The 12,697-nt window shown below is 75.8% G+C and carries 13 protein-coding genes; 8 read left to right on the top strand and 5 right to left on the bottom strand.

Going from position 1 to position 12,697, the window contains the following annotated elements; translation table 11 throughout:
• The first annotated feature begins 11 nt into the window (after nucleotides 1-11).
• The 3 genes from ACIBBF_RS02055 (at nucleotide 12) to ACIBBF_RS02045 (ending at nucleotide 3,047) form a co-directional block, all read left to right on the top strand.
• Nucleotides 12-728 (top strand): FadR/GntR family transcriptional regulator, encoded by a 717-nt coding sequence (locus tag ACIBBF_RS02055; RefSeq protein ID WP_397409964.1) that lies wholly within the window; start codon nucleotides 12-14, stop codon nucleotides 726-728.
• A gap of 55 nt (nucleotides 729-783) precedes the next feature.
• Nucleotides 784-1,419 carry a hypothetical protein gene (locus ACIBBF_RS02050; protein WP_397409962.1) on the top strand — a complete coding sequence of 212 codons (636 nt, stop codon included), beginning with the start codon at nucleotides 784-786 and terminating at the stop codon, nucleotides 1,417-1,419.
• A 101-nt stretch (nucleotides 1,420-1,520) separates the two neighbouring features.
• The gene (locus ACIBBF_RS02045; RefSeq protein ID WP_397409960.1) at nucleotides 1,521-3,047 is read left to right on the top strand and encodes a PepSY-associated TM helix domain-containing protein; all 1,527 of its coding nucleotides are present in this window, start codon (nucleotides 1,521-1,523) and stop codon (nucleotides 3,045-3,047) included.
• Here the strand turns inward: ACIBBF_RS02045 and ACIBBF_RS02040 are convergent.
• Entirely contained in the window at nucleotides 3,025-4,038 is a 1,014-nt protein-coding gene (locus ACIBBF_RS02040) for a zinc-dependent alcohol dehydrogenase family protein (RefSeq protein ID WP_397409958.1), read from the bottom strand. The genes ACIBBF_RS02045 and ACIBBF_RS02040 overlap by 23 nt on opposite strands.
• 52 nt (nucleotides 4,039-4,090) lie before the next feature.
• Complete coding sequence (locus tag ACIBBF_RS02035; RefSeq protein WP_397409956.1) at nucleotides 4,091-4,948, bottom strand: NAD(P)H-binding protein; 858 nt, start codon at nucleotides 4,946-4,948, stop codon at nucleotides 4,091-4,093.
• A 107-nt stretch (nucleotides 4,949-5,055) separates the two neighbouring features.
• Here ACIBBF_RS02035 and ACIBBF_RS02030 point away from each other — a divergent pair, with 107 nt between their 5' ends.
• Nucleotides 5,056-5,514 carry a winged helix-turn-helix transcriptional regulator gene (locus ACIBBF_RS02030; RefSeq protein ID WP_397409954.1) on the top strand — a complete coding sequence of 153 codons (459 nt, stop codon included), beginning with the start codon at nucleotides 5,056-5,058 and terminating at the stop codon, nucleotides 5,512-5,514.
• A 10-nt stretch (nucleotides 5,515-5,524) separates the two neighbouring features.
• Here the strand turns inward: ACIBBF_RS02030 and ACIBBF_RS02025 are convergent, their stop codons facing one another.
• Complete coding sequence (locus ACIBBF_RS02025) at nucleotides 5,525-6,253, bottom strand: ArsR/SmtB family transcription factor (RefSeq protein ID WP_397409953.1); 729 nt, start codon at nucleotides 6,251-6,253, stop codon at nucleotides 5,525-5,527.
• Nucleotides 6,254-6,317: 64 nt separating this feature from the next.
• Between ACIBBF_RS02025 and ACIBBF_RS02020 the strand changes: the two genes are divergently transcribed.
• Both ACIBBF_RS02020 and ACIBBF_RS02015 read left to right on the top strand, forming a co-directional pair.
• Entirely contained in the window at nucleotides 6,318-6,809 is a 492-nt protein-coding gene (locus ACIBBF_RS02020) for an OsmC family protein (RefSeq protein WP_397409951.1), read from the top strand.
• Entirely contained in the window at nucleotides 6,806-7,255 is a 450-nt protein-coding gene (locus tag ACIBBF_RS02015; RefSeq protein WP_397409949.1) for an ACT domain-containing protein, read from the top strand. Before ACIBBF_RS02020 ends, ACIBBF_RS02015 begins: the two co-directional genes overlap by 4 nt.
• A 5-nt stretch (nucleotides 7,256-7,260) precedes the next feature.
• Here the strand turns inward: ACIBBF_RS02015 and ACIBBF_RS02010 are convergent, their stop codons facing one another.
• A complete protein-coding gene (locus tag ACIBBF_RS02010; RefSeq protein ID WP_397409947.1) occupies nucleotides 7,261-8,106 on the bottom strand; it encodes an SDR family NAD(P)-dependent oxidoreductase in 846 nt (281 codons plus the stop codon).
• Between the two features lie 64 nt (nucleotides 8,107-8,170).
• Between ACIBBF_RS02010 and ACIBBF_RS02005 the strand changes: the two genes are divergently transcribed.
• Nucleotides 8,171-8,824, top strand: a complete 654-nt coding sequence (locus tag ACIBBF_RS02005; RefSeq protein WP_397409943.1) for a TetR family transcriptional regulator — start codon at nucleotides 8,171-8,173, stop codon at nucleotides 8,822-8,824.
• 10 nt (nucleotides 8,825-8,834) lie between these two features.
• Here ACIBBF_RS02005 and ACIBBF_RS02000 read toward each other — a convergent pair whose 3' ends face one another.
• Nucleotides 8,835-10,064 (bottom strand): amidohydrolase, encoded by a 1,230-nt coding sequence (locus tag ACIBBF_RS02000; protein WP_397410667.1) that lies wholly within the window; start codon nucleotides 10,062-10,064, stop codon nucleotides 8,835-8,837.
• Between the two features lie 201 nt (nucleotides 10,065-10,265).
• Between ACIBBF_RS02000 and ACIBBF_RS01995 the strand changes: the two genes are divergently transcribed.
• Complete coding sequence (locus ACIBBF_RS01995; protein ID WP_397409941.1) at nucleotides 10,266-12,674, top strand: hypothetical protein; 2,409 nt, start codon at nucleotides 10,266-10,268, stop codon at nucleotides 12,672-12,674.
• The last annotated feature ends 23 nt before the right edge of the window (nucleotides 12,675-12,697 follow it).

The following is a 12,697-nucleotide window of genomic DNA, read 5'->3' as shown; positions in this document are numbered from 1 at the left end:
AGAGTGGGGGGATGCCCCCGGTGCTGCACAGTCCCGTCCTCGACACGCTGGGCCGACGCATCACCGGCGGCGACCTGCCCGCCGGCACGGTGCTCACGCTGGAGGGCATCGGCAGCGAGTTCGACGTCTCGCGGACCGTCGCCCGGGAGGCGATGCGCCTGCTCGAAGGGCTCGGGATGGTCCGCTCCGGGCCGCGGGTCGGCATCGTGGTGCTACCGCACGACGCGTGGAACGTGCTGGACCCCCGGGTCATCGCCTGGCGGCTCGACGGCCCCGGGCGGGCCGCGCAGCTGCGCTCCCTGACCGAGCTGCGCCAGGCGGTCGAACCGCTGGCCGCGGCCGGAGCGGCACGCGGCGCGTCGGCGGCCGTCCGCGACGAGCTCGTGGTCACCGCGGCCCGGCTGCGCGAGCTGGGCGAGAGCGGCCAGGGCGACGGCGCCCGGTTCCTGGAGCTCGACATCCGGATGCACGAGCTCCTGCTGCGGAACAGCGGCAACGAGCTGTTCAGCGCGCTGGCCGACGTGGTCGCCGTCGTCATCTCCGGGCGCATCCACCTGGGGCTCATGCCGGCCTACCCCGTGCCCGAGGCGCTCGACGCGCACGAGGAGGTGGCGCGCGCCGTCGCCGCGGGCGACGACCTCGCGGCCGAGGAGGCGATGGCGCGCATCGTGCGCGAGGTGCGCGGTGCGCTCACCGCGGACGCCCGGCGGGCCGTGGACCGGGCCTGACCGAACCACCTGCTGCCTCTGGGCAGGGCGGCCGACCGTGCGCCAGAATGACCGCGTGAGCTCCCACCGGCACCGACGCCCGCGCGACGCGCGCGGACCCGTCGTCGCCTCGGTGGCCACGGCGGCGGCCCTGCTGTCGCACCTGGCGGGCGGCGGCGCGGTCCCCGGGTGGCTCGGCGTGCTGGTGCCCTGGGTGCTGTCGCTGACGGTGTGCACCGTGCTCGCGGGCCGCCGTCTGGCGCTGTGGCGCACGGTCGTGTCGGTCGGGCTGAGCCAGGTGCTGTTCCACACGCTGTTCGTGCTGGGCACCCCGGCGGGCGGGCGGCCTGCCGGGCCCGGTGGGCACGGCGCGCACGGCGGGTACTCGCTGCCTGCTGCCGGGGCGGACCCGTCGGCCTACCTGCCCGACCTCGTGGGCGCGGGCCCGGCCATGTGGCTCTGGCACGGCGTCGCGGCCGCGGCGACCGTGGCCGCCCTCTTCGGTGGCGAGCGGCTGATCGCCCGGCTCCGGGACCTGGCCGGCCGGGTGGCCGGGCGCTTCTCCCGCCACCTCCCGGCGCGCGCCGACGTCGCCGCGCCCCTGACCGTCGTGCGCGTGCCGGCGCCCGACTGGTTCACCGGATCCTTTCCCGCTCGTCCTGAGGTGTCACCGGCGCGACGGCGCGGACCGCCGCTGCCGCGCGCGATCTGACTCCTCTCCCGAGCACCGACCCGCCCCGTCGCGCCCGTCGTCCTGACGCGCCCGCGCGCGAGCGGTCCGTGCTGCCCTCTTCGGCCCGAAGGCGAACCGCCATGACGAGCACACCTCTGTCCACCACGTCCAACCCCTCCAGCACGGCCACCCCCTCCACCTCCGCGCCGGCCGCCCGGCCCGGCCGCAGCGCGCCACGCCGCCGCGGCTCGGGCTGGTTCGGCGCCCTCCTGCTCCGGCTGCACTTCTACGCCGGCCTGCTGGTGGGCCCGTTCATCCTGGTCGCCGCCGTGAGCGGCGCGCTCTACGCCCTGACCCCGACCATCGAGCAGGTGGCCTACCGCGACGTGCTGCACGCGCCGGTCGCCGACACGCGGCTCAGCCTCGCCGAGCAGACCCGGATCGCCCAGGAGCACGTCGGCGAGGCCGGCGCGACACCCACGGCGGTGCGCCCCGCACCCGGCCCGGGAGACACCACCCGCGTCATGTTCGCCGACGAGCGCCTCGGCGAGAGCGAGTCCCGGGCGGTGTTCGTGGACCCGGGCACCGGCGAGGTCCGCGGCGACCTCACCGTGTACGGCACCAGCGGCGCCCTGCCCCTGCGCACCTGGCTCGACCAGCTCCACCGCAACCTGCACCTGGGCGACGTCGGCCGCCTCTACAGCGAGCTCGCCGCCTCCTGGCTCGGGATCGTGGCGCTCGCCGGCCTGGGTCTCTGGCTGCGTCGCGTCCTGCGGTCCCGCCGCCGGGCGGCCACGGCGCGGGACATGGTCCGGCCCGCCCGCGGGCGCACCGGGTACCGGCGGCTGTTCGGCTGGCACGCGTCGGTCGGGTTCTGGGTGCTGCTCGGGGCGCTGTTCCTCTCCGCGACGGGCATCACCTGGTCGCAGCACGCCGGGCCCCGCGTGGACGCGCTGCGCGCCGCGCTCGACTGGGGCACGCCCACGGTGGACACCAGCCTGCCGGGCGCGGCCGACGGCGGGGCCGACCCCGGCGCGGGGGAGCACGCCCACCACGGGGCGGCCACGGCGTCCGACGGGGCGGGCGAGGCCCTGGACCCCACGCTGTTCGACGCCGTGCTCGCGACCGCGCAGACCGTCAACGTGAACACCGGTCTGGTCGAGATCACGCCACCCGCGCAGCCCGGCACCGCCTGGGTGGTGCAGGAGATCCAGCGCAGCTACCCGACCGAGGTGGACGCCGTGGCGGTCGACCCGGAGACCCTGCAGGCCGTGCACCGCGTCGACTTCTCGGAGTTCCCGCTGGCGGCGAAGCTCGCCCGGTGGGGCATCGATGCCCACATGGGCTCGCTGTTCGGCCTGCCGCACCAGCTCGTGCTGTTCGCGCTGGCCGGCGGCATCGCCTCGCTGGTCGTGCTGGGCTACCTGATGTGGTGGCGGCGGCGCCCGACCCGGGAGCGGAGGCTCGCGGGCGGGGCGCCGCCGGAGCGGGGCGTGCTGCGGGGCGCACCGTGGTGGGGTGTCGCCCTCGTGCTCGCCGGCGCCGTCCTGATCGGCTGGTGGCTGCCGCTGGTCGGCTGGACGCTGGCGGCCTTCGTCGTGCTCGACGTGCTCCTGGGCCTGCGCGGGCGCCGGGCGGGTGGCGTCAGGGCCGGAGCAGCACCTTGATCGCGCGCCGCTCGTCCATGGCGCGGTAGGCCTCCGCGACCTCGGACAGGGGCAGCGTCAGGTCGAACACCCGCCCCGGGTCGATCTCGCGCTTCCACACCAGGTCCAGCAGGTGCGGCAGGTAGGCCCGCACGGGCGCGACACCGCCGCGCAGGCCCTTGTTCCCCCAGAACAGGGTGTCCACCGGCAGGTCGCCGTGCGGCACGCCGACGATGCCGATCGTGCCGCCCGGCCGCACCAGCTCGACCGACTGGGCCCGGGCCTGCTCGGTGCCGACGCACTCCAGGACCGCGTCGGCACCGATGCCCTCGGTGAGCTCCAGCACCTGGGCCAGGCCCTCCTCGCCGCGCTCGGCGACGATGTGGGTGGCGCCGAACTCGCGCGCCACCTGCTGCCGGTCCACGTGCCGGCTCATCGCCACGATGGTGGTCGCGCCGAGCTGGGCGGCCGCCAGCACGCCGCTCAGCCCGACGGCGCCGTCACCCACCACCACGACGCTCGAACCCGGCCCGACCCCGGCCGAGACGGCCGCGTGCCAGCCGGTGCACATCACGTCCGACAGGCTCAGCAGGCTCGGCACCAGGTCGGCGTCCGGTTCGCCGGGGGTGGCGATCAGGGTGCCGTCGGCGTTCGGGACGCGGATCTTCTCGGCCTGGCAGCCGTCGTACCCGCCGCCGTGCAGGCAGTTGGCCTGCATGCCCTTGCGGCACACCGCGCAGGTGTTGTCGCTGTGCAGGAACCCGCCGACCACGAAGTCGCCGGGCCTGACCGTGGTGACCGCCGCCCCCACCTGCTCGACGACGCCGACGTACTCGTGCCCGATCGGCGTGGGCCGCCGCACCGGGGCCACGCCCCGGTAGCGCCACAGGTCCGACCCGCACACGCAGGTGGCCACGGTCCGGACCACGGCGTCGGTCGGTTCGACGATCCCGGGGTCGGCCCGCTCCTCGAAGCGGACGTCCCCGGCTCCATGAATGATCGCTCCTCGCATGCCCCTATTGACGCATGCCGTGTCGAATCGGGCGGACCCCCGGGCGACCGGTTCAGCCGCGCGCGGCCCGGACGACGTCGGCCAGCGGCGTGACCGGGCGGCCCAGGAGGCGGGCCAGGTCGTCGCTGGAGGTCTCCAGGTCGCCCGCCGCGATCGACGCGTCGATCCCGGCGACGAAGCCCGCCGTCCCGGCGTCGAGCCCGGCCTGCTCCAGCTCGGCCGTGTACTCCTCGACCGGGAGGTCGCGGTAGGCCACCGGGGTGCCGGTGACGTCGCTGATCGTGGCCGCCAGCTCGGCGAACGTGAACGCCTCGCCGCCCAGCTCGTGCACCACGACGTCGCCGTCGTCGGTGAGCAGGGCCGTGGCGGCGGCGGCGGCGTAGTCGGCGCGCGGGGCCGCCGAGACCTTGCCGGTACCGGTGGCGCCCACGATCTCGCCGCGCTGGAGGAACTCCTCCAGGCGATCGGTGTAGTTCTCGGTGTACCAGCCGTTGCGCAGCACGGAGACCGGGAGGCCGGAGGCGCGCAGCGCCTGCTCGGTGGCCTGGTGCTCGCCGGCGAGCGGGTTGGTGGTCTCGTCGGCGTTGAGGATGCCCGTGTAGACGATGCGCCCCACGCCCGCGGCCTGGGCGGCCTCGATCACGGCAGCGTGCTGCGGCACGCGCCGGCCGGGCTCGCTGCCGGAGACGAGCAGGAGCCGCTGCACGCCGGCCAGGGCCGCGGGCAGCGTCTCGGGGCGGTCGTAGTCACCCTCGCGCACCTGCACGCCACGCTCGGCGAGGTCGGCGGCCTTGTCCGGCGTGCGCACGACGGCGACGACGTCGGCGGCCGGGACGCCGCGGGACAGGAGCTCGGCGACGACGAGGTGGCCGAGGTGGCCGGTGGCTCCGGTGACGGCGTAGGTGGTCATGTCATTCTCCGTTGCTGGCAGGGTTCGCCGCCCGCCGGTTGCGGACGGTTAGTGCTTTCGAATCGAAAGTACACCACATTCCGACGGTGCGCGGTACCCTGTGTCGTGTGAGCGCCACCGACCCCTCTGCCGTCCGTCCGGATGACGGCCGTCCCGTGGGCGCGGACCCGGCCGGCGGCCCCACGCAGGAGCTGGTGGTCGACGTCTTCGCCCGGGGCTGCACGTCGCGCGCCGCGTTCGAGGTGGTCACGTCGAAGTGGGCCTCGCTGGCGCTCATCGCGCTGGGGGAGGGGCGCTACCGGTTCAACGCCCTGCGCCGCCGCGTCGAGGGCGTCAGCGAGAAGATGCTGTCCCAGACCCTGCAGGCCCTGGAGCGCGACGGCATGGTCACCCGCGAGGTGGTCACCACCATCCCGCCGCGCGTGGAGTACGGCCTGACGCCGCTCGGCGAGCAGGTCGCCCAGCGGCTGCGGGCGCTGGCGGACCTCCTGGAGGCGACGGCGGCGGAGGCGGCAGCAGCAGCGGGTTCGTCCCCCGGGCGGCCCGCGGACGACTCGGGCCGCTGACCCCCGGGGATCACCTGCCCGCGCGCGTGCCCGCCACGTCCGGGCCCCACTTCAGGTCCCACTCCAGGCCCCACCGATCGCGCACCAGCGCCCGCCCTGCCTCGGTGACGTCCAGCCCCCGGCCCGACCGGTGCCGGACCACCCACCCGGCCTCGAGGAACCGCGCCCCCACCGCGGAGCCGAGCGCGCCCGCCAGGTGCGGACGTCGTTCGGTCCAGTCGAGGCACGCCCGCGTGGTGGCGCGGCGGGCGGCGACGGCGCCGTCGACGTCCACCCCGAGCTCCCGCAGGCCCGCCGCTCCCGGGCCGGTCAGGGTGAGCTCGTCGCGGCCGGCGAGCCACCCGCAGCCCACCCAGGCGTCCGTCAGGCCGGTGCCGAGCCGCCCGGCCAGGTGGTCGTAGCAGAACCGGGCCGCGGCCAGGTACTGCGCCCGGCGGCTGCGCCGGTAGCCCGACACGGGAGCGGCGTCGGCGAGCATGCCGAGCGACTCCAGCGCCGCCGCGACATCGGGCCCCGCCAGCGTGTAGTAGCGGTGCCGGCCCTGGGTGCGGGCGGTCACCAGGCCGGCGTCCGCCAGGACCGTCAGGTGCTCGGAGGCTGTGGAGGCGCTCACCCCGGCCGCCGCGGCCAGCTCGCCCGCGGGGCGGCTGGTGCCGTCCAGGAGCAGGTTCAGGAACGTCGACCGTGCCGGGGTGGACAGCGCCCGGCCCACGGCGGTGAAGTCCCGGTCCCGGCTCATGCGCCGACCGTACGGCGCGGACATTTCGGCGTCCACCGAAGCGTCCCCGGCCTACCGTCCCGGCATGGACCAGACCCGCACGGCCCCCGTGCACCGCACCCCGTCCCACCCCTACGCGACCCGCCTGCACTGGACCGGGTCGACCGGCGGCGGCCCGCGCTCCTACTCCCGCGACCACACCGCCGTCGCGGCGCCCGCCACCCCCGTCGTCGAGCTCAGCGCGGACTCCGCCTTCCGCGGCGACCCCGACCGGCTCAACCCCGAGCAGCTCGTCGTGATGGCGGCGTCGTCGTGCCAGATGCTGTCGTTCCTCGGGGCCGCTGCCCGTGCCGGGGTCGACGTGCTCGCCTACGACGACGCGGCCACCAGCCACCTCGACCTGACCGAGTCGCCCGCCCGGCTCGGCACCATCCGCCTGGCCGTCACCGTCACCGTGGCGGCCGGGACCGACGAGGCCGTGGTGCGCGAGCTCACCGAGCAGGCCCATCACGCCTGCTACGTGGCCTCCTCGCTCGCGGTCGGCGTCGAGGTCGGCGTCACGGTGCGGTTCCGGTGAGCGCCCACCCGCAGGACCTGGAGGTCCTCCTGCCCGACCGCCCTGGGGCGCTCGCGGACCTGGGCCAGGCCCTCGGCGAGGCCGGGGTCAGCCTGGAGGGCGGTGGTGTCTTCGCGGTCGGGCCGGACGCCGGTCCGGGCCACGCCGTGGCGCACTACCTGGTGCACGACGGCGCCCGCGCGCTGCGGGCGGTCACGGCCGCCGGTCTCGGGCCCGCCGTGGTGCGCGACGTCGTGCTGGCCCGGCTGGACCAGGAGGTGCCCGGCCAGCTCGGCACGCTCGCGCGCCGGCTGGGTGACGCCGGCGTCAACGTGCGGGTCCAGTACAGCGACCACGTCGGCAACCTGGTGCTCCTGGTCGCCGAGGCGGACCGGGCGGCCTGCCGTGCGGTCGTCGCGGACTGGGCGAGCGGCCCGTTCGGCCGGCGGGGCGGACGCCGCGGCTGAGCCGTTCAGGCCGCGGGTGCGCCCACGAGCTCGGCCGAGCGCTCCCAGAGCCGGCGCGCCAGGTCGGCGTCGTGCACCTGCGGGTTGACGCGCCGGGCCACGCGTCCGCGCTCGTAGTAGGCGCCGGGCTCCCAGTCCACGCCCGGCGTGGTCCGGGCGAAGCGGACGAGCTGCGCCGCGCCCCGCTCGGGGGTGGCCAGGACGAGCCTGCCGACGGGGCTGCGGTACAGGGGCCGCAGGAAGCTGGTGCTCTCGGCGGCGAAGTTGGTGGCGACGCCGCCCGGGTGGAAGGCCACCGCGGCCAGGCCCTGCCCGTGGAACCGGCGGTGCAGCTCGCGGGTGAACAGGATGTTCTCCAGCTTGGCGGTGCCGTAGGCCAGGTGGGGCGTGAAGTCCCGGTCGTGCTGGAGGTCGTCGAGGTCGAGCCGGCCGAAGAGCCGGGCACCGGTGCTGGACGTCTGGACCACGGTGGCCCGGCTCGCCACCAGCGTGTCCAGCAGCAGGCTGGTGAGCAGGAACGGCGCCAGGTGGTTGACCTGGAACGTCCGCTCGAACCCGTCCTCGGTCCGGGTCCGGTCGCCCAGGAGGCCGCCGGCGTTGTTGGCCAGGACGTCGATGCGCGGGTAGGCGTCGGTGAGCTCGGCCGCGAGGCGGCGGGCGTCGGCGAGACGGGTGAAGTCGGCCACGAAGTGGTCGGCGCCCAGCGCGCGGGCGACCCGTCCGGTCTTGTCCGGCGACCTGCCGACGACGGCGACGCGGTGCCCGGCCTCGGTGAGGGCGCGGGCGGCCGCCGCGCCGATCCCGTCGCTGGCTCCGGTGATGACGATGGTCCGTGCTGCGGGGGTCTCCATGTGGCACAGCATGCGAGTGGTGGCACAGTGTGTCAAGAGCGGCGCATCGTGTAATCTGCCTGCCGTGGAGCCGGACGGACGGATCGAGGGCGGCATGGGCGGGGGCACGCACGAGGCGCGGAGCGGGCTGCGGGAGCGCACGCGGCGCGTGATCCAGCGGGACATCACCGACACGGCCGAGCGGCTGTTCGTCGAGCGCGGGTACCACGCGACCACCATCGAGCACATCGCCGAGGCGGTCGGCATGTCCCGGCGCACCCTCTACCGGTACTTCTCGACGCGGGAGGAGATCGTCCTCGGCAAGCTCGACCTGGTGGGTGACGACCTGTTGACGGCGCTGCGCGACCGTCCGGCCGGCGAGGAGCTGTGGGTCTCGCTGCGACGCGCGTTCGACCGGCTCGTGGCCTCCTTCGACGAACCGCACAAGGCCGAGCTGGCCGAACCCATGCAGCGGGTCATCTTCGGCACGCCCGACCTGCTCGGCCGCTACCTGGAGAAGCTCGAGCGCGTCACGGGCGCGGCGGAGACCGTCGTGCGCGAACGGGCCACGGCCGCCGGCACCCCGTGGGCCGACGACGATCCCACGCCGCGCGCCGTGGTCGCCGCCGCGATGGGCTGTGTGCTGGCCGCGCAGCACGCATGGCTCGCCGGGGGCACCAGCCGGCGGTTCGCCGACCTGGTCGACCAGGCCATGGCCGCCGTCGCGCCCCGCGCCTGACCGCCCCCGGTCAGGCCCCGGCCGGGCCGGACAGCCGGTCCAGGGCCGCCACGACGAGGGCCGTCACGCCGGTCTCCAGCGTCGGGTGCGGCACCGGGGCGAACCGCGGGGAGTGGTTGGAGGGGATGTCCCGGTCCGTGGTGCCCGCGCTCTGCGCCGCGAAGAAGGCCGCCGGGTCCCAGCCGCCGAGCAGCCAGTACACCAGCGGCACCCCGGCAGCGGTGGCGAGCACGCTCACGTCCTCGCTGCCCGACACCGGACCGGGGTCGATCACGCGCTCCGCGCCGAACTGCGCCGCCAGCACCGCGCGCGTGCGCTCGGTCTCGACCGGATCGTTGACCAGCGGCGGGAACGACTCGCCCGGCGTGATCCGCGGGGGCTCGGGCGCACCCGCGGCGTCGGCCTCACCGCGGACGATGCGCTCGATCGCGGACAGCACCCGGGCCCGCACCGCCTCGTCGAACGAGCGCACGTTCACGCCGAGCGCCGCCTCGTCCGGGATGATGTTGTCTTTGGTGCCCGCCTGCAGCCGCCCCACCGTGACCACCGCGGCGTCCCCGGCGGCCACCTCCCGCGACACGACCGTCTGCAGGCGCATCACCGTGGCCGCCGCCATCACCACCGGATCCACCGTGGCCTCGGGCCGGGAACCGTGCCCGCCGCGACCCACCAGGCGGATGTCGAGGACGTCCGTGCCGGCGAACGCCGGGCCGGCGTGCAGCCCCAGCAGGCCGGCCGCCACCGGCGCCACGTGCTGGCCCAGCACGATGTCCGGGCGGGGCACGCGGTCGTACAGGCCGCCGTCGACCATCGCGTCCGCCCCGGTGCCGAGCTCCTCGGCCGGCTGGAAGACGACGACCACGGTGCCCGACCATGCCGCGCGGCCCCGGGCCAGCAGGTCCGCCGCGCCCAGCAGGGCGGTGACGTGCACGTCGTGCCCGCACGCGTGCATGACGCCGGACTCGACGCCCTCCGTCGTCGTGGTGCGCACCGTGCTGGCGTAGGGCAGCCCGGTGTCCTCCGTGACGGGCAGCGCGTCCATGTCGGCCCGCAGCAGCACGCACGGACCGTCCCCGTTGCCCAGCACCCCGGCCACCCCGGTCCCGCCGATCCCGGTGTGCACCACGTACCCCGCCGCGGCGAGACGCTCGGCGACCAGGGCCGCCGTCCGGGTCTCCTGGTAGGACAGCTCAGGGTGCTCGTGCAGGTCGACGTAGGTCTCGCGCAGCCCGGCCAGCAGCCCGGGCAGGGGAGCCAGGACGGACTCGGCCAGGTGTGGGCTCGCCGGCGCGGGGGCGGGGCGTGCGGGAGGAACGGTCATGAGGCCCACCATCGCACCGACGCCCCGGATCCGCGCCGGGACCGGGCCCGCGCGACAAGTCGCCGGGCCCCTGCGAGGCTGGACCGGGTCCTGGCGCGGGTCCGGGGCGGAAAGGACCGCATGAGACGCAGAGCTTCGGCACGGATGGTCCGGTCGGCCGCACTGGCGGGGCTGCTGGCCCTCGGCGGCACGGCCGTCGCGGCTCCGGCGGCAGTGCCCGGGACGTCCGTGTCAGGGAGGTCCGTGCCGGGGACACCGGTGGTCGTACCCGCCGCCGTGCCGGACCCGGCACCCGACCAGTCCGTCGTGACCGTGGCCGTGGGCGCCGACCGCACCGGGACGCGCACCGTCGCACCGCTCGCGGGCACGACCCTCGGCCTCTTCGCCACGGCGGACGCCACCGACCCCGTGGACCCCACCTGGGGCGTGTGCACGTCCGACGCCGACGGCGACTGCAGCTTCGTGGTCCCCGGCACCGCGCCCGGCGGACCGAACGCCGGGGCACAGTGGTGGGTGCGCCAGATCGACGCACCGTCCGGCTGGTTCACCAACCCCACGCTGCGCACCGGACCCGGCTCCGGATCGAGCTCGAACGCCAGCCCCTACGTCTTCCAGGCGCCGGCGCTCGCGGGCGGGACGACCTACTCGTCGACGTCGGACTTCATGGTCGGCACCGCGGGCAGCGGGCGTCCCGTGACCGACTCCGAGGGCGTGTGGCAGCAGTCCCGGACCAACCCTCCGCTGCCGGAGCGGTGCGGGCTGGACGTCGCGCTCGTGCTCGACCTGTCCTCCTCGGTGAGCTCCAGCGAGCTCATGGCGCTCAAGGGCGCGGCGAACACGTTCACCGACGCGCTGGTGGGCACGCCGTCGCGGATGGCCGTCTTCTCGTTCGACGGCAGCTCGCCGAGCACGAGCGTCGGCGCGAACGTCCCCGACCTGACGAACGTGTCCACCCAGGCCGGGGCGGACGAGTTCAAGGACGTCTACGCGGGATGGACCACGGGCAGCGGCACCAACTGGGACCGAGGGCTGTGGGCAGTCGCCGACGCCGCACCGGACTACGAGCTGACGGTGGTGATCACCGACGGCAACCCCACCCGGTTCAGCGCCGACCCGCTGCTCGGCACCGGCGGCACCACCCACTTCCGCGACGTCGAGAACGGCATCTACTCGGCCAACGCGGTCAAGGGCGAGGGCTCGCGGCTCGTCGCCCTCGGCGTCGGGGACGGCGTGGACGACGTGACCCGGCTGAACCTGCGGGCGCTGTCCGGGCCCACCCTGTTCGACGGCACGAACGTGCTGGAGGCCGACTACTTCGACGCCGCCGACTACGCCGAGGCCGGCGCCGCGCTCCAGGACCTCGCGCTGTCGCAGTGCCAGGGCTCGGTGAGCGTGTTCAAGGAGATCGTCCCGGCGCAGAACACCGGCGACGACGTGAGCGGGTCCGTCCCGGCCGGCGCGGGCTGGGTCTTCGACGCGAGCGCGTCCGCACCCGGCGTGACGGTCGACCCGGCGACGGCGACCACCACCGACGACGGCACCGGCGGCGTGAGCTTCGACCTGGCGTACCCGACCGGCACGCTGACGTCGGACGTCACCGTGGCCGAGACCCAGCAGCCCGGGTACGAGCTGGTGGCCCCCGGCGGGCAGAACGCGGTGTGCGTCAACCGGTCGACGGGCGACCCGGTCGCGGTCAGCAACGTCGACGACCCGGCGCGGCCCGGATTCGTGGTCGACCTGCCCGCCACGGAGCTCGTCTCGTGCACGGTCTACAACCGGCCGTCGGCGGGCGTCGTCGTCGACAAGGAGTGGGTGATCGACGGCGAGACGTACGCCGACGGCGAGCAGCCCGACGGCTTCACGGCGCAGGCGAGCCTCACCGGACCGGGCGGCACCGGGGCCACGCCGCAGCCCTGGGGCGAGGCCCGCGAGGGCTACGACGTCGGTGGGGCCGTCACCGTCGACGAGAGCGCCCAGGTGCCCGAGGACTGCACGGCCGACGACGCCCTGGTCACCGCCGTGGACGGCGACCCGGCCGAGGCCGTGCTGCCGTACGAGACGACGGCCGCGCTGCCGTTCCGCGAGGTGGTGGTGACGAACACGGTCACGTGCCTGACGCCGACGCCGACGCCGACGCCGACGCCCACGCCGACGCCGACGCCCACGCCCACTCCGACGCCCACTCCGACCGGTTCCCCGACGCCACCAGGCCCCGGTGGCGGGGCGCCACCCCCTGACGGCGGCCCTGACGGCGGCCCGGGCGACGGTTCCGGCGGCGGTTCCGACGACGGCGGGACAGGCCCCGGGGGAACAGGTCCCGGTGGAACGGGGGCCACCGGACCGGACCCCGGTGCGAGCACCCCCGGCGCGGGGCTCGCCACGACCGGCGCCGACGTCACGGCCCTGCTCAGCCTCACGCTGGTGCTCCTGACCTGCGGCTGGGCCCTCGTCCGCGCCGCCCGCCGCCGGGCCGTGGCAGTCCGCCCGACGGCGGCCCGGCCAGGTGACGGAAGATCAGCCGACCGGTAGAACGCTGGTCGGTAGAAGGTCAG

Source organism: Promicromonospora sp. NPDC050880, assembly GCF_044456525.1.
Lineage (GTDB): Bacteria > Actinomycetota > Actinomycetes > Actinomycetales > Cellulomonadaceae > Promicromonospora.
Note: the sequence above shows the minus strand (reverse complement) of the source record. Positions and strands in the feature narration are given on the sequence as shown.

Bases quoted from the DNA above. Each gene is read 5' to 3' on its own strand.
- ACIBBF_RS02020 (WP_397409951.1), top strand. From the start codon at position 6,318: ATGGACCAGACCCGCACGGCCCCCGTGCACCGCACCCCGTCCCACCCC.
- ACIBBF_RS02025 (WP_397409953.1), bottom strand. From the start codon at position 6,253: ATGAGCCGGGACCGGGACTTCACCGCCGTGGGCCGGGCGCTGTCCACC.
- ACIBBF_RS02045 (WP_397409960.1), top strand. From the start codon at position 1,521: ATGACGAGCACACCTCTGTCCACCACGTCCAACCCCTCCAGCACGGCC.
- ACIBBF_RS02035 (WP_397409956.1), bottom strand. From the start codon at position 4,948: ATGACCACCTACGCCGTCACCGGAGCCACCGGCCACCTCGGCCACCTC.
- ACIBBF_RS02010 (WP_397409947.1), bottom strand. From the start codon at position 8,106: ATGGAGACCCCCGCAGCACGGACCATCGTCATCACCGGAGCCAGCGAC.
- ACIBBF_RS01995 (WP_397409941.1), top strand. From the start codon at position 10,266: ATGAGACGCAGAGCTTCGGCACGGATGGTCCGGTCGGCCGCACTGGCG.
- ACIBBF_RS02040 (WP_397409958.1), bottom strand. From the start codon at position 4,038: ATGCGAGGAGCGATCATTCATGGAGCCGGGGACGTCCGCTTCGAGGAG.
- ACIBBF_RS02055 (WP_397409964.1), top strand. From the start codon at position 12: ATGCCCCCGGTGCTGCACAGTCCCGTCCTCGACACGCTGGGCCGACGC.